General features: G+C 63.3%; 9 protein-coding genes and 1 riboswitch. Of the genes, 5 read left to right on the forward strand and 4 right to left on the reverse strand.

What is annotated here, in order from left to right; all coding sequences use genetic code 11:
• The first annotated feature begins 35 nt into the window (after positions 1-35).
• Positions 36-686, forward strand: a complete 651-nt coding sequence (locus BUA36_RS31340; RefSeq protein ID WP_229255819.1) for a PEPxxWA-CTERM sorting domain-containing protein — start codon at positions 36-38, stop codon at positions 684-686.
• Positions 687-733: 47 nt separating this feature from the next.
• Here BUA36_RS31340 and BUA36_RS26520 read toward each other — a convergent pair whose 3' ends face one another.
• Together BUA36_RS26520 and BUA36_RS26525 are read right to left on the reverse strand one after the other, a co-directional pair.
• Positions 734-1,906, reverse strand: coding sequence for an HPP family protein (locus BUA36_RS26520; RefSeq protein ID WP_072789288.1), 1,173 nt, complete (start codon positions 1,904-1,906; stop codon positions 734-736).
• 49 nt (positions 1,907-1,955) lie between these two features.
• Positions 1,956-2,432, reverse strand: coding sequence for an Lrp/AsnC family transcriptional regulator (locus BUA36_RS26525; protein WP_072789291.1), 477 nt, complete (start codon positions 2,430-2,432; stop codon positions 1,956-1,958).
• Positions 2,433-2,531: 99 nt separating this feature from the next.
• Between BUA36_RS26525 and BUA36_RS26530 the strand changes: the two genes are divergently transcribed.
• Together BUA36_RS26530 and BUA36_RS26535 are read left to right on the forward strand one after the other, a co-directional pair.
• Entirely contained in the window at positions 2,532-4,622 is a 2,091-nt protein-coding gene (locus tag BUA36_RS26530) for an aminotransferase class V-fold PLP-dependent enzyme (RefSeq protein ID WP_072789469.1), read from the forward strand.
• Between the two features lie 178 nt (positions 4,623-4,800).
• The gene (locus BUA36_RS26535; RefSeq protein ID WP_072789472.1) at positions 4,801-13,455 is read left to right on the forward strand and encodes a glycoside hydrolase family 94 protein; all 8,655 of its coding nucleotides are present in this window, start codon (positions 4,801-4,803) and stop codon (positions 13,453-13,455) included.
• Here BUA36_RS26535 and BUA36_RS26540 read toward each other — a convergent pair.
• Positions 13,426-14,001, reverse strand: a complete 576-nt coding sequence (locus tag BUA36_RS26540; RefSeq protein WP_072789295.1) for a TMEM165/GDT1 family protein — start codon at positions 13,999-14,001, stop codon at positions 13,426-13,428. The genes BUA36_RS26535 and BUA36_RS26540 overlap by 30 nt on opposite strands.
• Before the next feature lie 18 nt (positions 14,002-14,019).
• A riboswitch (yybP-ykoY riboswitch) is annotated at positions 14,020-14,194 on the reverse strand.
• Between the two features lie 71 nt (positions 14,195-14,265).
• Between BUA36_RS26540 and BUA36_RS26545 the strand changes: the two genes are divergently transcribed.
• On the forward strand, positions 14,266-16,113 hold the full coding sequence (locus BUA36_RS26545) for a M1 family metallopeptidase (protein WP_072789298.1): 1,848 nt from the start codon (positions 14,266-14,268) through the stop codon (positions 16,111-16,113).
• Positions 16,113-17,714, forward strand: coding sequence for a serine hydrolase (locus BUA36_RS26550; protein ID WP_072789301.1), 1,602 nt, complete (start codon positions 16,113-16,115; stop codon positions 17,712-17,714). Before BUA36_RS26545 ends, BUA36_RS26550 begins: the two co-directional genes overlap by 1 nt.
• A gap of 93 nt (positions 17,715-17,807) precedes the next feature.
• Here BUA36_RS26550 and BUA36_RS26555 read toward each other — a convergent pair whose 3' ends face one another.
• Positions 17,808-19,529 carry a GGDEF domain-containing protein gene (locus BUA36_RS26555; protein WP_072789304.1) on the reverse strand — a complete coding sequence of 574 codons (1,722 nt, stop codon included), beginning with the start codon at positions 19,527-19,529 and terminating at the stop codon, positions 17,808-17,810.
• Positions 19,530-19,646 lie beyond the last annotated feature (117 nt).

Below are 19,646 nucleotides of genomic sequence, written 5' to 3' on the forward strand. Positions count from 1 at the left end.
AGTCAGCAGCACCAATAACCATAAGGGGAACAGAGATGAATGGCATTCAGAAAGCAGGCCTGGCGCTGGCCTTGATTGCGCCGTTACAAGCCTTCGCGGTGGCACCCACGGTCAGTTGGACTGCATGGGATAACGCCAGCACCGGCAGCTTCGCTTATGGCGCGCAAACCATCACCGTCACCTACACGGGTGACAATATCGGCATGGACCCCAGCGCCTATATTTACGATGTCCCGTCGTCGTTCACCAATGCGGAGGTGACCAATACGCCAGGCAGCAATGGCACCATCCTGATGGTGGGCGGAGCCCAGACGGTCAATCATTTCCACTTCAGCGCGCCGGTGGTCGATCCTTACCTGGTGATGTTCAGCGTGGGGCAGGGCGGCTTGCCGGTCAGCTTCCAGTTCCAGAACGGCAGCTTCAGCATCCTGGCCCAAGGCACCGGGCACTGGGGCGGCGGTTCGCTGACCCAGAGCGGCATGACAGTTACGGGGCTGGAAGGCAACGGCTTGCTGAAATTCCAGGGAACCTACACCGACATCAGCTTCATCACGCCTAACGGCGAGTATTACTATGGGGCGACGGTTGGCGGCCTGACCGCAGCCGTGCCGGAACCAGCGACTTACGCCATGCTGTTGGCCGGCCTTGCCCTCGCAGGTGTGGCGGCCCGGCGCCGCAAAGAATAATAGCAAGTAGTGCCACGCCATTGGCCGCGCCCCGTGCGCGGCCTTTTTTATGTTGCCGCTTCGGCGAAGCGGCTTTCGTACAGCGCCGCCACCAGATCGGATTGGGTGACGATGCCGACAAATCGCTGCTCTTCGTCGACGATGGGAATGTGGTGGAAACCGGAGTCGGCCATGAGCGGCACCAGGTCTACGATCGGCGTATCCACCTGTGCGGTGGTCGGATGGTGGGTCATGATCTGGCCCACCACTTCCGCTTTTTCCGTGTGGGTGACGCCGCTTTTGCGCAGGAAGCCTTGCAGTTGCTGGAGGATGCTGCGGTAGTCGTCGAGACCGCCGTGCTCCAGGAAATCGGTCTGGGTCACGATGCCGATGATGCGGCGCGCACGGTTCAGCACCGGCAGGGCCGCCACGCGATGGGCGCGCATCTCCGACCACGCATCCTCCAGCGGAGTGCCGAACTCGGCACTGATGATGTCGCGCGACATGATGTCCGCACAGCGGATGATGCCGAAGCGGCGCTGGTAGGCGCGCTGCTCGGTTTGCATGAAGAGCGACTCGAGATCGTCGCGGCTGATGTCCAGCACCTGGTTGTGCTGCTGCAGCACGGCGTCCAGGTCTTCCGGCTTGAAGCCCAGCCGCACCGTGGGCACGGCGTCTTTGGTCGCGTGCGGATTCGCATGCGGATTCTGCTGTTGATGCGGATAGCTGCGGCCGGTCAGGTTGTTGTAGGTAATGGCCATCAGCACCAGCAGGATGGAATCGGCGAGCACCGTCAGCAGCACAAACTCAAACCCGGCCGCATGCACCGCGGGGCCGCCGATCACCGTCGTCAGTGCCACCGCGCCGCCGGGCGGATGCAGGCAGCGCATGAAGAACATGGCCGCAATGGCCGAGCCGCACGCCAGTCCGGCCAGCACGGGCAGCGGCAGGCTGTCGCCGAACCAGCGCACGCAAGCGACGCCGGCCAGGCCGCTGATGACGTTGCCGCCAATGACAGACCAGGGTTGCGCCAGCGGACTGGCCGGCAGGGCAAACAGCAGGACGGAAGAGGCGCCGATCGGCGCCACCAGGAAGGCTGCCGCATGGGTGGAGCGTAACAGCAGTTGACTGACGATGGCGGTTAGCAGAATGCCGCACAGGGCGCCGAAGGCAGCGCGAAATTGTTCGCGGCGGTTGGCGGTGGTGGGGCTGGGCAGCCAGCTTTCGAAGAAGGCGCGCATGGACAGAAAATCAAGTATTTGAAATGTAGCATTATCTCACGATTCCACTTTACTGGTGCGAGACCAGTCCCAGCGGCAACGAGGTCGTGATCTTGATTTGCTCCATGGAGAACGCTGACGACACGCCCGTGAGTTGCACCGATTTGATCAACTTCTTGTAAAAGCGGTCATATCCCTCGATATCGCTGGTCACCACCTTGAGTAGATAGTCGATATCGCCACTCATGCGGTGAAATTCCTGCACCTCGGGCAAGGCCGACACGGCGTCGGCAAAGCGCGCAAACCATTTTTCGTCGTGCTGGGTGACGCGGATGCTGACAAACACCGTCACCGGCAGACCCACTTTGCGGCGGTTGATGATGGCCACGCGGTTTTCGATATACCCCTCCTCCTCGAGGCGCCGCAGCCGTTTCCAGCACGGCGTGGTGGACAGGCCGATCTGCTCGCTGAGTTGAGCGACAGACAATGTTCCATCCCGCTGCAAGGCATCCAGGATGGCGTAATCATAGCGGTCAAGTTGATTCATTCTAAATATCGACATCCAAGAGCATAAAACAACTACATATTATGACCTGGCGCAGTATTTTGGTACGTTTATTTCACTTGTAGTGCGTAAGCTATGTGGATGACTACCGAAATCTATCTCGATAGCAACGCCACCAGCGTTGTTCTTCCCGCTGCGATTGCCGCCGCCGCTGATGCCATGGGCCAGCGCTACGGCAATCCCAGCAGCACCCACGCGACCGGCCTCCAGGCCAAGGTCATCCTCGACGATGCGCGCGCCTGCGCCACGCGCCTGCTGGGCGTGGGCAGCGGCCGCCTGATGTTCAACAGCGGCGCCACCGAAGGCATCCAGACCTCCGTGCTGTCGGCGCTGGTTGCGCTGCGCGAGCGCAAGAACGCCGGCGCCGCCATTGGCAGCCTGCTGGTCTACGGCGCCACCGAACACAAAGCCGTGCCGGAAAGTCTGGCGCACTGGAATCGTCTGCTGGGCCTGAACCTGGCGCTGCACAAGCTGCCCGTCAATCCCGACGGCACCCACCATCTGAACGCGCTGCGCGATGTCGCGGGCGATGCCGCCATGGTGTGCACCATGGCCGCCAACAACGAAACCGGCGTCATCAGCGATCTGAGCGGCATTGAAGCGGTGCTTGCCGCCAGCGGCAGCAAGGCCTATTGGATGGTGGACTGCGTCCAGGGCCTGGGCAAGCTCAAGCTGGATCTGTCATCTACCCGTATCGATTACGCGCCGTTCTCCGGCCATAAACTGTATGCGCCCAAAGGCATCGGCATGCTGTACGTGCGCGCCGGGACGCCGTTCACGCCGCTCATCATGGGCGGTGGCCAGGAGGGCGGCCAGCGCTCAGGCACCGAGAACATGGCCGGCATCGCCGCACTGGGCGCCGTGCTGGCTGCGCTGGAACGCGGCGACACCTTCCGTACCTCCGCCGAGCTGTGCAGCTTCCGCGCGCGCCTGGCGGACAGCCTGCGCGCCGCCTTGCCAGGCATCGTGTTCAACAATCCGTTCGACAAAGCCCTGCCCACCACGCTGAATTTCTCGGTGCCCGGTTTGTCGAGCCGCGAGCTCATGGATGTGTTTGATGCGGCGGAAGTGCGCGTCAGCGCCGGCAGCGCCTGTTCCTCGTCCAAAGCCGCGCCCAGCTATGTGCTGGATGCGATGGGCTTGCCGCTGTGGCGCAGCGCTGGCGCGATCCGCATGTCGTTCGGCCCGCTGGCTGACGAAGCCACGATTGCCGCCGCCTGCGCGCGGATCGAACGGTGTGGCGCCGCGCTGCGCGCCAGCTGCCTGATCCCGTCGGAACGCACCGCCGTGCCACATGACGGCCTGTTGCAGCTGGGCGTGGAAGGCGCATGCAGCTGGATGATGCTGGACGCCGCCAGCCGCAGTTGCATCGTCATCGATCCGCTGCCGGACCACACCGCGCGCATTGAATCCTACGTGCGTTGCCAGAACTACCAGGTGCAAGCCATCGTCAGCACACTGCCCAACGCCGGTCGTGGCATGCTGATCGATGCGCTGGGCCGCCACTTCAACCGCAACACCGACGCCGACCAATACGGCTGGCCGCAAACCGCCACCGCCGTCACGCTGGAAGATGGCGCCACAGTGGGCGCCATCCGGCTTGGCGCCCATGTGCTGGCATGCGTGCCTTGCGGCGCCGGCGATGAACTGCGCGCCTATCTGCTGGGGGACACGCAAGACAACCGCTTGCCGGCAACCGCAGTGCGCTTTGCCTTTAGCGCGCGGCCGGCACAGCAAAGCCTGCGCACGGTCAGTGTCGAACAAACGCTGCTGTGCCCAACGCGCGATGAAAAGAATCAGTTCTGCACCAGCATGTGTGCTGAGCCTGAGGCAATGCAAGCTGCCGACCTGCAACTCAACAGCGCAACCCTGGACGCCTTCCTGCAAGCACACCCGGATGCGCGCTTGGTCGATGTGCGTGAACCCTATGAATTTGCCGCCACCATGTCGTCCGCGTTTGCCGGCCGCGTGGCCCAGAGCGTACCGCTGAGCCGCCTGGCCGAGTACGCAAGCGAATGGCTGCGCCATGAGCCGACACCGCTGGTCTTCATCTGTCGCAGCGGTAACCGCAGCATGAAAGCGGCCCAGTGCCTGCGCCGCCTGGGACATCGGCAAGCCTACAGCCTGAACGGTGGACTGGCATTGGCCAGCACCATGCCCCTAGCGGCGTAAGTAGCGATTTTCTTCCTTTACAGGGCCGCGCAAGCGGCCCTTTTTTTCAGCTGACCTCGTATGTACGTCACCGCACAGTCCCATTCCGTGCGCCACCGTACGATTCTCTGTCACATACTCCCATTCGCCAATTGAAGCGAGGTCCAAGTTGAACAAGTCCAATCCCCTGTTGCCCGAGATGGCACTCGGCTTCCGCGAATCCCCCTCCGGCTCCCTGGTGTCCGACGACGATGATGAGGACCTGCCATTACGCGCAGAGCTATTCAGCGCCGCACAAATGGCGGCCCACGGCAAGACGCTGGCCAAGCATCACGAACTCAGCAAGCGAGGCGGCCGCGACCGCCTGTTGTCGCGGCTGGCGGAAAATGCCGCCGTCATTGATTCCACCTGCGATGAGCTGACCGCAGCCGTCAAGGCGGGACGCCAGATCACGCCTGCCTCCGAATGGCTGCTGGATAACTTCTATCTCATCGAAGAGCAGGTGCGTATTGCTCGCCGTCACCTGCCGAAGAACTACAGCAAGGAATTGCCGCGCCTCGGCAAGGGCGCGCCAGATGGCTGCCCACGCGTCTACAAAATCGCGCTGGAAATCATTTCGCACGGCGATGGCCGGGTTGATCCGGAATCGCTGTGCCGCTTTGTCGACGCCTATCAGGAAGTGGCGACGCTGAAACTGGGCGAGCTGTGGGCCATCCCCATCATGCTGCGCCTGGCGCTGATCGAAAACCTGCGCCGCGTGGCCGCGCGCGTGGCCGAGAACCGCATCCAGCGCGATCTCGCCAACACCTGGGCCGACCAGATGACGGAAGTCGCGGAGAAAAATCCCAGCGGCCTGATCTTGATGGTGGCCGACATGGCCCGCTCCAATCCGCCCATCACCAGCGGTTTCGTGGCAGAACTGGCGCGCCGCCTGCAAGGACAAAGCCCGGCGCTGACGCTGGCGCTGACCTGGATCACGCACCGCCTCGCCGAATCTGGCCAGACCATCGAACAGCAGATCCAGGCCGAAATCCAGCAGCAGGCCGCAGAGCAGGTCTCGCTGGCCAACAGCATCGGCAGCTTGCGCTTCCTCGGCACCATGGACTGGCAGGAGTTTGTCGAGACCATGAGCGTGGTGGAACAAACGCTGCGCCAGGACCCGGCCGACATCTACGGCAAAATGGAATTTTCCACGCGCGATCAATACCGCCATGCGATCGAGAAGATCGCCAAGCGCTCGCGCTTCAGCGAAGTGGAAGTGGCGCAGCAAGCCTTGCAGCTGGCCATGAACCATCACGGCAGCGGCGATGCACGCCATGGCCACGTCGGCTTCTATCTGATCGGCAGCGGCCTGGCCGCGCTGGAAAAACAGACCGGCATGCGCCGCCCCTGGCTGGAAGCCCTGCAGCATACGTCCAGCGCTTCGCCGCTGACCTCCTACCTTGGCGCCATTGCGGCCATCGCGCTGGTTTCCACGGCACTGCTGCTGGAGCGGGCCGCGTACCACGGCGTACAGGGCGTGGTGCTGCTGGCGCTGGGCGTGCTGGCGCTGCTGGGCAGCAGCCATATGGCACTGAGCTTCGTGAACTGGATTGCGACGCTGGTGACCAAGCCAAGACCGCTGCCGCGCATGGACTTCAAGGAAGGCATACCGGCCGACGCGCGCACCATCGTTGTGGTGCCCACGCTGGTCTACAGCAAGGAAAATATCGAAGACCTGTTTGAGCAGATGGAAGTCCGCTTCCTCGCCAACCGTGACCCCAACCTGCGGTTTTGCCTGCTGACCGATTTCGCCGATGCGCCCACCGAAAAAATGCCGACCGACGACGCCCTGGTCGAGCATCTGAAACGCTGCACCACGCACCTGAACCACAAGTATGCTAATGGCCAGCCGCACGCACCGTTCCTGCTGCTGCACCGTCCGCGCCTGTGGAATCCGCAGGAAGGCGTGTGGATGGGCTATGAGCGCAAGCGCGGCAAGCTGGAAGACCTGAACCGCTACCTGCGTGGCGGCGCGCGCGATAAATTTTCCGCCGTTGTGGGCGACACCAGCGAGCTGGAAAGCATCCGCTATGTCATCACGCTGGACACGGATACCCAACTGCCACGCGACGCCGCGTCGCAGTTCATCGCCACCATGCAGCACCCGCTCAACCGCCCACGCGTGGACGTGGCGCGCGGCCGCGTGATCGAAGGCTACGGCATATTGCAGCCGCGCGTTGCGGTCGCGCTGCCGAGCGAGAACGCCTCGCGCTACGAAAAGCTGTGCGGCGGCGAGCCTGGCATCGATCCTTACACCCGCACCGTGTCCGACGTCTATCAGGACGTGTTCTATGAAGGCTCGTTTATCGGCAAGGGCATCTACGATGTCGATGTGTTTGAACAGGTCCTCGGCGGCCGTCTGCCGGAGAACAAAATCCTTAGCCACGACTTGCTGGAAGGCTGCTACCTGCGCGCCGGCTTGCTCAGCGATGCCCAGCTCTACGAAGAGTATCCGGCGCGCTATAGCGAAGACGTCACGCGCCGCCAGCGCTGGATCCGTGGCGACTGGCAGCTGATCGGCTGGCTCGCCGGCCGGGTGCAGGGCCGCAGCGGCGCGCGCGAGAAAAATCCGCTGTCGCTGCTGTCGCGCTGGAAGCTGTTCGACAACCTGCGCCGCAGCCTGACCGCGCCGGCACTGGTGCTGTCGCTGATTACTGCCTGGCGCTGGCTGCCCGACCCGTGGATCTGGACCGGCGCCGTGCTGGCCGTGATCTTCCTGATGCCGTTGGTAAGCATGGTCTACGATCTGTGCCGCCGTCCGCGCGACACCTTGTGGAGCCAGCATATCCGCGCCTCGCTGCGCCGCTCCGGCATGCAGTTCTCGCATGCGGTGCTGATGCTGGTGTTCCTGCCGTATGAAGCTTACTTCAGCATGGACGCGATTCTGCGCAGCTTGTGGCGCACGCTGTTTTCACATCGCCGCATGCTGGAATGGCGTGCCTCCGCACTGGCCCGCCAGGCGGCGGGCGCCGCCAGCACCTGGCGCACCATGTGGATCGCGCCGGTGCTGGCGCTGTTCGTCGGCGGCGCGCTGCTGGGCTGGCGTCCCGCGAGCCTGCCGCCGGCGGCGCTGTTCCTGCTGGCGTGGCTGGTGGCGCCAGCGGTGGCCGACTGGATCAGCCGCCCGATCGAACGCAAACACGCGCAGCTGTCGCAGGAGCAGCATAGCTTCCTGCACAAGCTGGCACGCCGTACCTGGGCTTACTTCGACCAGTTTGTCGGCCCTGAAGATCACTGGCTGCCGCCGGATAATATGCAGGAGCATCCGGTGCAGGTGGTGGCGCATCGCACTTCGCCGACCAATATCGGCATGGCCTTGCTGGCCAACCTGACTGCGACCGACTTTGGCTACATCACGGTTGGCCAGATGATGACGCGCACCGCCAACACACTGGACAGCATGGACCAGCTGGAACGCTATCAGGGCCATTTCTACAACTGGTACGATACCCAGACGCTCAAGCCGCTGCATCCAATCTACATATCGACGGTGGATAGCGGCAATCTCGCCGGCCATCTGTTGACCCTGCAGTCCGGCCTCACCGGCCTGTATGACGAACCGGTGATCGGCCCGCAGATTGTGGATGGCATCACCGCCACCGCCAACGTGCTGCATGAAACCGTGGGCGACGCCGGCCCGGTACTGGCTGCGCTGACGCCCGCGCCGGACACCGGCAACCTGCAACAGCTGCATGCATGGCTGACGCGCGTGGCCGCAGCGGTGACGGACTTCCTGCCGCAGGCACAAACCCAGGGCGATACCATGTGGGCGCCATCGCTGGCGCAGCAGGTCAACGCCGCGCTGGAAGAACTGAATACCCTGATGCCATGGGCGGCACTGCCGACTGACGTGGTATTCGACACCAGCATGACGCGCATGCCGACGCTGCGCGAACTGGCGGCACTGGCCCGTACCTCGGCCACCGCACCGGTCACCGACCTGGCGCCAGCTGAACGTGAACGCCAGCAGCAACTGGCGCAGCAGTGCGAGCATGGCAGCACCATTGCGCATGAACGCATGCGCGCACTGGCCGACCTGGCGCAGCGCTGCGGCGCCTTCGCCCAGATGGAGTACGGCTTCCTGTACAACCCGACCACCAATCTGCTGGCGATCGGCTACAACGTCACCGACCGCCGCCTGGACGCCAGCTACTACGATCTGCTGGCTTCGGAAGTGCGCCTGGCCAGCTTTGTCGCCATCGCCCAGGGCCAGCTGCCGCAGGAGCACTGGTTCGCACTGGGTCGCCAGCTGTGCATCGTCGCCGGCAAGCCGGTGCTGCTGTCGTGGAGCGGCTCGATGTTCGAGTACCTGATGCCGCTGCTGGTGATGCCCAACTATCCAAGCACGCTGCTGGACCAGACTTACCAGTCGGTGATCGATGCACAAATCGATTACGGCAAGCGCCGCAGCGTCCCGTGGGGGATTTCCGAGTCTGGCTACAACACCGTGGACGCCAGCCTGAATTACCAGTACCGCGCGTTTGGCGTGCCGGGACTGGGCCTGAAACGCGGCCTGGCCGACGATCTGGTGATCGCGCCCTACGCCAGCATGATGGGCCTCATGGTGCAGCCGGAAGCTTCGTGCGCCAACCTGCAAAAGATGGCGGAGCTGGGCTTCATGGGCCGCTATGGTTTCTACGAGGCAGTCGATTACACGGCTTCGCGCCTGCCGCGTGGCCAGAGCCACGCCATCATCCGTTCCTTCATGGTTCACCACCAGGGTATGGGCTTGCTGTCGCTGAGCTATCTGCTGCATGACCGGCCGATGCAGCGCCGCTTTGAGTCCGACCCGCTGCTGCAATCGACGCTGCTGGTGTTGCAGGAACGCAGTCCGCAGGCTGGCGCCTTCTACTCCAATACCACCGAAATGGCGGCGATCCGCGCCACGGCGCCGGACCAGTCGATGCCGATGCGGATACTGAGCCAGCATTCGACGCCGGTACCGGAAACGCAGCTGCTGTCGAATGGCCGCTACCACGTCATGGTCACCAACTCCGGCGGCAGCTACAGCCGCTGGAAGGACCTGGCCGTCACGCGCTGGCGCGAGGACAGCACGCGCGACAACTGGGGTAACTTCTGTTATGTGCGCGATCTGGAGGATGGTGAATTCTGGTCCACCACGTATCAGCCGACGCTGGTCGATCCGCGCAAGTATGAGGTGATCTTCTCCGAAGGCCGCGCCGAGTTCCGCCGCTCCGACCGCCATATCGACCTGTACACCGAAATCGTGGTGTCGCCGGAAGACGATATCGAACTGCGCCGCACCCGTATCACCAACAAGAGCGACCGTGTACGCACGATCGAAGTCACCAGCTTTGCCGAAGTGGTGATGGCGCCTGCCGCTGCCGACAACGCCCACCCGGCGTTCAGCAAGCTGTTTGTGCAGACCGAAATCCTGCGCGACGAAAACGCCATCCTGTGCACGCGCCGTCCGCGTGGCGCCAATGAAGTGATGCCCTGGATGATGCACTCCATGAAGGTGCACGATGCGCCGGTCAAGAACGTGTCGTTTGAAACCGACCGCTCGCGCTTCATCGGCCGTGGCAATACCGCAGCCGCACCAAGCGCGATGCTCAACGATGGCCAGCTCAGTGGCGGCGAGGGCTCGGTGCTCGATCCGGTGGTGGCGATCCGCTACACCATCACGCTGCAGCCGGACCAGTTTGCGACGGTGGACATTGTCACCGGCATGACCGAGCAGCGCGACACGGCGCTGCACCTGATCGACAAGTACCAGGACCGTCATCTGGCCGACCGCGTATTTGAACTGGCATGGACCCACAGCCAGGTCGTGCTGCGCCAGCTGAACGCCAGCGAGGCGGATGGCCAGCTGTATGGCCGTCTGGCCAATTCGGTGATCTACCCGAACGCGGCATTGCGCGCCGATGCCTCGACGCTCATCAAGAATCAGCGCGGCCAGTCCGGCCTGTGGGCGTATGCGATTTCCGGTGACTTGCCGATCGTGCTGCTGCAGATTAAGGACCCGGCCAATATCGAACTGGCGCGGCAGATGGTGCAGGCGCACGCCTACTGGCGCCTGAAAGGCCTGGTGGTGGACCTGGTGATCTGGTACGAAGACCAGTCGGGCTATCGCCAGGCGCTGCATGACCAGATCATGGGGCTGATCGCCTCCGGCATCGATGCGCAGGCGATCGACCGTCCGGGGGGCATCTTCGTGCGCCTGGCCGACCAGATCGCCAATGAAGACCGCATCCTGCTGCAATCGGTGGCGCGCGTCATCATCAGCGATGCGCGTGGCACGCTGGCCGAACAGATCAAGCGTCCGGCGCCGCCCGCCATGCGTATGCCGCCGCTGATGGCGGACAGCCGTGGCGAGTATGCCGACGCCGGCCCGGTTACCCATCCGGCGCGTGGCCTGGTGCTGGAAAACGGCATCGGCGGCTTCACGGAAGATGGCCGCGAATATGTCATCACCACCAGCGCCGCGCAGCGCACGCCGGCGCCGTGGTCCAACGTGCTGGCCAATCCGCAGTTCGGCACGGTCATCTCGGAAAGCGGACAGGCCTACACCTGGCACGAGAACGCCCATGAATACCGCATCACGCCATGGGATAACGACCCGGTCAGTGACGGCAGTGGCGAAGCGTTCTACCTGCGCGATGAGCAGAGCGGCCAGTTCTGGTCGCCGACTGCGCTGCCGGCGCGCGGCAATGGCATCTACATCACGCGTCACGGCTTCGGCTACAGCGTGTTTGAACATACCGAAGCGGGCATCCACAGCGAGATGACAACGTTTGTCGCTGTCGACGCGCCGATCAAGTACACCGTCATCAAGGTGCGCAACGACTCGCTGGTACAGCGCCGCCTGTCGGCGTTTGGCTATGTCGAGTGGGTGCTGGGTGATATGCGCTCCAAGTCCGGCATGCACATCATCACCGAGGCCGATCCGGTCAGCGGCGCGCTGTTCGCCAAGAACGCCTACAACACCGAGTTCAGTGGCCGCGTCGCCTTCTTCAACTGTGACGCCTCGCTGCGCACCGTGACCGCCGACCGCACCGAATTCATGGGCCGCAACGGCACGCTGGCCGCACCGGCGGCACTGCGCCGTTCACGCCTGTCGGGCAAGGTCGGCGCCGGCCTGGATGCCTGCGCAGCGATACAGGCGCCGTTTGACCTGCTGCCGGGCCAGGAGCGCGAGATTGTGTTTGTGCTGGGTGTCGGTGGCCGCCGCAATGCGGACGCCAGCAGCCTGGTTCAGAAACACCGCACGGCGGAAGCCGCGCAGGAAGCACTGGCTGCCGTCCACGCCCACTGGGAGAAAACCCTGGGCGCGGTGCAGATCAAGACGCCTGAGCGCGAACTGGACGTGATCGCCAACGGCTGGCTGATGTACCAGACCATCGCCTGCCGCATCTGGGCGCGTAGCGGCTACTACCAGTCCGGCGGCGCGTTCGGCTTCCGTGACCAGCTGCAGGATGCGATGGCCACCATCCATACGCAACCGCAGCTGCTGCGCGACCAGCTGATGCTGTGCGCAGCGCACCAGTTCCTTGAGGGCGATGTGCAGCACTGGTGGCATCCACCGTCGGACCGTGGCGTGCGTACGCACTGCTCGGACGATTACCTGTGGCTGCCGCTGGGGGCATGGCGCTACGTCTCGACCACCGGCGACATGAGCATCCTCGATGAAACGGCGCCCTATCTGGAAGGGCGTCCCGTCAAGCCGGAGGAGGATTCCTACTACGACATGCCGGCCCGTTCCAGTGAACGCGGCACGCTATACGACCACTGCCAGCGCGCCATCCGCAACGGTTTGCGCTTCGGCCAGCACGGTCTGCCGCTGATCGGCTCTTGCGACTGGAACGACGGCATGGACAAGGTGGGTGAACATGGCAAAGGGGAGAGCGTGTGGCTGGCCTTCTTCCTGTGCGAAGTGTTGAAGCGCTTTGCCGAGGTGGCCGACATGCGCAATGACGCGCAGTTCTCCGCCGAATGCCGCGAACAGGCACGCCGCATCGCCGCCAACGTCGAACAGAATGCGTGGGATGGCGAATGGTATCGCCGCGCCTACTTCGACGACGGCACACCGCTTGGTTCGCACACCAACGAGGAATGCCAGATCGACTCGATCTCGCAAAGCTGGGGCGTGCTGTCCGGTTCCGCCGATCCGCAGCGCGTACGCGGCGCCATGGAGCAGGTCAATCAGCGGCTGGTGCGGCGCGATTCCGGCATCATCCAGCTGCTTGATCCGCCGTTTGACAAGGCGGGGCCGAATCCGGGCTACATCCGCGGCTATGTGCCGGGCGTGCGCGAGAACGGCGGCCAGTACACGCATGCCGCCATCTGGACTGCGATGGCCTTTGCCAAGCTGGGCGACATCGACCGCGCATGGGAGCTGGCCCGCATGATTAACCCGGTCATGCATGGCAGTACCGCGCAAGGTGCGGCGACCTACAAGGTGGAACCGTATGTGGTGACGGCCGACGTCTATGCAGTGGCGCCGCATGTGGGCCGTGGCGGCTGGAGCTGGTACACCGGCTCTTCCGGCTGGATGTACCGGCTGATACTGGAGTCGCTGCTGGGCCTGACGCGCACCGCGACCCATCTCAAGCTGGAGCCGCGCATTCCGCAGGACTGGACCAGCTTCTCGCTAAGCTACCGCTACGCCAGCACCACGTATGAAATCCGCGTGGTGCAGGGCAGCGACAGCAGCACGCCGCAGCTGTCGGTGGATGGCGTGCTGCAGCACGAACAACTGGTGGAGCTGCGCGACAGCGGCAGTACCCACCAGGTGGAACTGCTGCTGCCGCGTGCCGGCAAGTCAGACGCCCAGACTGGCGCCGGCGCCTAACAGCGTGGCCACGCCCAGCGCCGCGAAGATGACCGCGGCGATGCCGTGCACCAGTTTGAGCGAGACTTTATTGGCAATCTTGTCGCCGAAATAAACCGCCGGGACGTTGGCCAGCATCATGCCCAGCGTGGTGCCGCAGACCACGGCCACCATGCTGTGGTAGCGTGCCGCCAGCGCCACGGTGGCCACCTGCGTCTTGTCGCCCATTTCGGCGAGGAAGAAGGCGATCAGCGTGGTGAGGAACACGCCATATTTGGCCAGCTGCGCCTCGTCTTCGTCCAGCTTGTCCGGCACCAGCGTCCATGCCGCCATCGCCAGGAAAGACGCGCCCAGCACCCAACGCAGCAAGTCCGGTCCCATCAGACTGGTAATCCAGGTTCCGATGGCGGCGGCAAACGCATGGTTGGCAATGGTGGCGACGAAAATCGCAGCAACGATAGGCAAAGGACGGCGGAACCTGGCAGCAAGTACGAATGCGAGTAGCTGGGTTTTGTCGCCGATTTCTGCGAGGGCGACAATGCCGGTAGAGACGAGGAAAGCTTCCATGATATGTGAAGTACGAGGGCCGGAACGATTAACCAATGATCAAAGCGCGGCTCCGGCCCTGCAAGGCCGCGCATCGATCATGGTCTCGTCAAGCTGTTTAAAGCCACCTGCACCACGGTCTGTGGACCGATTATGTTGACACAGGTTCTTGCGCCGGGGAGGCGCAAGCCGACTACTCCCCACTAACGGGCGTTATCTTAACACATGGCAGATACATGGCTATGGTATTCTGCTTCGCGCTCAGACAACATTGAAAGTATCACCATGATCAAGAAGACTTTGTCCGCTTGCGTGTTGACCGCGCTGTCCGCGTTGACCGCATTGTCCGCCCACGCCGATCCGTTGAGCTATGCACGCTACGACCAGGTGCGTACCACCGACCTGTATCTGGATCTGAAAGCCGACTTCAATCACAAGATCCTTTCCGGTTACGCCGAACTCACGCTGAACTGGATCGACAAGAATGCCCGCACGCTGGTGCTGGATACCAATGAACTGAATATCGCCAAGGTGCAGGTGCTGGCCGCCAATGGCCGCTGGACCGCCGCCTCCTTCATGCTCGACAAGCTGGACGTGGAAAAGGGCCGCGCGTTGCGCATCGCCCTGCCGTTCCAGCCGCAGAAAGTGCGCGTCTACTATCGCACCGCACCGTCGGCCGCCGCGCTGCAGTGGATGGCGCCGGAGCAGACCATGTCCGGCAAGCGTCCGTTCATGTTCAGCCAGTCGGAAGAAATCAATGCCCGTTCGTGGGCGCCGGTACAGGATACGCCTGCCGTGCGCTTCACCTACAGCGCCCGCATCGATGCGCCGGCCGGCCTGCGCGTGGTGATGAGCGCGGAGAACGACCAGAAAGCCACCGGCGCCGGCGGCTGGAAATTCAAGATGACGCAGCCGATTCCATCCTACCTGCTGGCCATCGCGATCGGTGAGATCGAAGTGCGCAACCTCGGGCCGCGCTCCGCCGTGTATGCGGAAGCACCGCGCATCGAAGCCGCCGCCTACGAACTGGCCGACACCGAGAAAATGATCGCTGCTGCGGAAAGCCTGTACGGCCCATATCGCTGGGACCGATACGACATGATCGTGCTGCCGCCATCGTTCCCCTACGGTGGCATGGAAAATCCGCGCCTGACCTTCCTCACGCCGACCATGATCGCGGGCGACCGCAGCCTGGTGGACCTGATCGCGCATGAACTGGCGCACTCGTGGTCCGGCAACCTGGTGACCAACGCGTCGTGGAAGTATATGTGGCTCAACGAAGGCTTCACCACCTACGTCACCACGCGCATCGTTGAAAAACTGTACGGCGAAGAAGTGGCGGAGATGAACCTGCAAGTGGAACAGGAAGAGGCGCTGGCATCGCTGGCCACCATCCCGCCCGCCAAGCAGGTGCTGGCGACGCGCGGTCCGGACACCGATCCGTCGGCCTACTCCGATGGCGGCCTGATTTATCCGAAAGGCGCATGGTTCCTGCGTACGCTGGAGCAGCGCGCCGGCCGTGACGTCTTCGATCCATTCCTGCGCGGCTGGTTCGACCAGCATGCCTTCAAGTCGGCCACCACCGAAGAATTCGTGGACTACCTGAAGAAAAATCTGCTGGACGCGCATCCGGAATACATGGCGCAGGCAGAACTCGACGAGTGGCTGTATGCACCGGGCATTCCCACCAATGCCAAACGCGCCGCCTCGCCACGCCTGGCGGCACTGGATGCCCAGCGCACCGCATGGCTCAAAGGCGAACTGCCGACGGCGGAGCTGAACGGCAAAAACTGGATCGCGCTGGAGTGGATGCACTTCCTGAACGACATCGACGGCAAGACCACTGCCGCGCAGATGCAGGAGCTGGATCAGGCCTTCGGTCTGGCCAAGAGCGGCAACAACGAAATCGCTTACCGCTTCTACCTGTCGTCGGTGAAGGCGGGCTACAACGTGCGTGAGCCGCTCAACAAATTCCTGATGAGCGTCGGCCGTCAGCGCTTCGTGGTGCCGCTGTACACCGCGCTGCTGAAGAACCCGGCCGATAAAGACTGGGCAAAGTCGGTCTACGTCAAAGCCCGTACCCACTACCATCCGATCACTCAAGCTGCTGTCGACAAGGCATTTAAAAAATAATGAAGATCTCGCGTACCTTTGCAGCCAGCGTTCTGACGCTGGCTGTGCTGGGCGCGGTAGCTGGCACGCCCGTATGGGCGGCGCCGGCTGCTGCTGCCGTTCCTGCTTTTAATCTCGATGCGGACGTCAACCGCGCACTGAAAACGTTCGATGTGCCAGGCATGGCCATCGCCATCGTCAAGGATGGCAAGGTGGTCGTGGCCAAAGGCTACGGCGTGCGCAAGCTGGGTGAAGCGGCGCCGGTGGATGGCAAGACGCTGTTTGAAATCGCCTCCAACTCCAAGGCATTTACCGCCGCCGGTCTGGCGATGCTGGTCGATGAAGGCAAGATCGCCTGGGACGATCCCGTCACCAAACACCTGCCGGGCTTCCAGATGTACGACTCCTACGTCACCGGCCAGATGACGGTGCGCGACCTGCTGGTGCACCGCAGCGGCCTGGGGTTGGGCGCGGGTGATTTGCTGTGGTGGCCGAGCACACAATTCAGCACCGACGAGATTATCTCCAAACTGCGTTACATCAAGCCGGCCACCAGCTTCCGCGCCAGCTATGCGTATGACAATCTGCTGTACATCGTGGCCGGCAAAATCATCGCCGAGAAGGCAGGCAAGCCGTGGGGCGAGGCGATGCAGGAGCGCATCCTGACGCCGCTGGGCATGACCGGCACCAGGACCAGCGTGGCCGACATGCTGGCCACCAGCGACTACTCCGCACCGCACAGCAAGATCAACGACAAGATCGCCGTCGTGAAGCCGATGCCGGTGCCGAATGCGGCGGGCGCGGTCGGCATCAACACCAATGCCGAAGACATCGCACGCTGGATGACGGTGCTGCTCAACAGCGGCAAGATGGACAATGGCCAGCAGCTGTTCAGCGTCAAGCAGGCCAGCGAGATGTGGAGCGAGCAGACGCCGATGCGTATTCGCGAACCCAAGCCGGCGCTGGCGGCCACCAAGCCGAACTTCTACGCCTACGGCTTGGGCTTCCAGCTGCGCGACTACAAGGGGCGCAAGCTCGCCATGCACGGCGGCGCGCTGCAAGGCTTCTATTCGACGGTGCTGATGGTGCCGGAAGAGAAGCTGGGCATCGCCATTCTGACCAACGCGGAAAACAGCCCGGCGATGGCCTCACTGTACTACCGCATCCTGGACCAATACCTGAAAGTGCCGCCGTCCGACTGGATCAAGCTGTATGCGGACCAGGAGGCGGCCATGCACAAGGAAGAGCTGGAGCGTCAGGGCAAGGAAACCACGGCGCGCGCGGCCGCTTCCCAGCCCTCGCTGCCGCTGGCTTCCTACGACGGCGAATATGAGGACGCGTGGTATGGAAAAATCAGCATCCGCGAAGAAGGCGGCAAACATGTGATGCGATTCGAGCGGACACCGGACCTGATCGGCGAACTCGAACACTTCCAGCACGACAGCTTCATCGTGCGCTGGAAGGAGCGCAACTTCAACGCCGACGCCTACGTGACGTTTGCGCTGAATCCGGACGGCAGTATCGAGCGCATCAAGATGGCGCCGATTTCCACCGAAACCGACTTCAGCTACGACTTCCGCGACCTGAACTTCACCCCAGTAAAAGCCGCCGAGAAGAAATAACAGTTCGGGGTCAGTGCCGACATTCGGACACGATCACAGCAGTACGGCCGCTACTGCTGTGATCGTGTCCGAATGTCGGCACTGACCCCGAACTTAGGCGGCGCTTTCCACGCGGTTGCGGCCTTTGCGCTTGGCGCGGTATAGCGCCAGGTCGGCCGCGTGCAGCAGATCATCCAGCGAGATCTGCGGACCGGCGGCGCTGGCGACGCCAAAGCTGGCGGTCACGCGCAGGATGTGGCCGTCGGCCAGTGTCAATGGTTCGCTGGCGATCGCGCTGCGCAAACGCTCCGCCAGCGCGCACGCCTGTTCCTGTGTGCAGTGCGCCGGCATCACCACAAATTCTTCGCCGCCGTGGCGTGCCAGGATTTCGCCATCGCGCAGTTCTTCGCGTACTACCGAGGCGACGCGGATCAGCACCTGGTCGCCCGTCTCATGACCATGCGAATCGTTGACGGACTTGAAGTGGTCGATATCAAACAGCACCACGGCCAGTGTCTCGTTGCGCCCGCGCGCGCGGCGTAGCCGTTGCGTGCTGGCCGTGGTGAAAGCGCGGCGGTTGAGCAAACCGGTCAGGTAGTCGGTATCGGCGCGGCGGCGCAGCTCATCGATGAGGTGCTGGCGTTCCAGCTCCAGTTGCTGGCGTTCGATGCTGTTGGTGCGCAGCGTGGACAGGGCACGCAGCATGTCGCCGATTTCGTCGGCGCGCTGCGAGCCGCTGGAGTCGCGCGAGTAGTCGCCGTTACCGAGGCGGATCACGGCGCGCGTGGCGCGTAGCAGCGGTACGATGACGCGGCGGCGCACTATCAACAGCAGCAGCGTCAGCGCCAGCAGGATCGCCACGCCGGATGAACACACAATCAGCAGCTCGGTGCGCGCATGTTCGTGATCGCTCTGGGCCTGCGTTTGCGCCTCCTGCAGCAGTTCATCGCGCAGCGACAGGATCGGGGTCATGGTCGGCACATAGCGCTGTGCAAACTGGCCGGTGTCCATGCCATAGTCGCGTCCCGCACGACTGGCTGCTTCAATCCCCGCCACCAGTCCCAGGCCGGTACCGAAATAGATTTCATCGACGCGCGCCATGACCGTATTGAATCCGGCCGGATTGCCGCCGTCCTCGCCCAGCGCCTGGATCTGCTGGCGCAACTGCGCCAGGCGGCCGCGCAGCATTTCCAGTTGCTCATGCTCGGCGGGGACCAGCGCCTGGCGCTTGGCCAGCGGCACGGTCAGCACGGAGCCAAGCCGGCCCGCATATTCGCGCAGCTCGACGGCGTAGCGTGTTTTAATCAGCGTGCGCGAGATGCGCGGATAGGCGCGCTCGGAAGCCAGTGTGTAGCCGCCGACAGCGTCAAGTGCCAGCGGTACCAGCGCGAACATCCGGCCAATGGCGTTTTTCAGCAGTTCCGGCGTGCGCTCGGCCGGCGCTGCGGACGCCAGCGTGTCCACCGTGTTGCGCGCCTCGGCCAGCGCCTGGTACAGGCTCGCCATCTCGACCGGATGCTGGGTGCCGAAATCGTTTTGCAGCTCGCGCTCGAGTTGTATCAGCGCGAGGTCGGTGGCGGCGCGCGCACGCGTCAGGCGGTCACGCCGGGCGGGATCAGCGGGCTGCCTGTCGCCCAGCACCGCATTGACCGGGCCGCGTTCGAACGAGAGTTTTTCTGCCGCGATCATGGCGCGCTGTGTCAGGCGCAGTGCTTGCAGGCCGGCGCTGGTGTCGTCGTAATGCAGCCACGCTTCTCGCGTGATATGGCCCAGCATGCCGAAGACCAGCAACGCCAGCACGGCGGTGGACAGTGTCAGCAAGCGGGAAATTTTCATGAAAATGGAAGAAGCAGTTTACAAGTAAACAATATGCCACAAAGCGGGGTCGAGCGGGGCGGGAATGCGGCACGGGCGACGGCAAATGGTACAATGCCGCCCTTGCGTCGCTGGCTT

This window comes from Duganella sacchari, from assembly GCF_900143065.1.
Lineage (GTDB): Bacteria > Pseudomonadota > Gammaproteobacteria > Burkholderiales > Burkholderiaceae_D > Rugamonas > Rugamonas sacchari.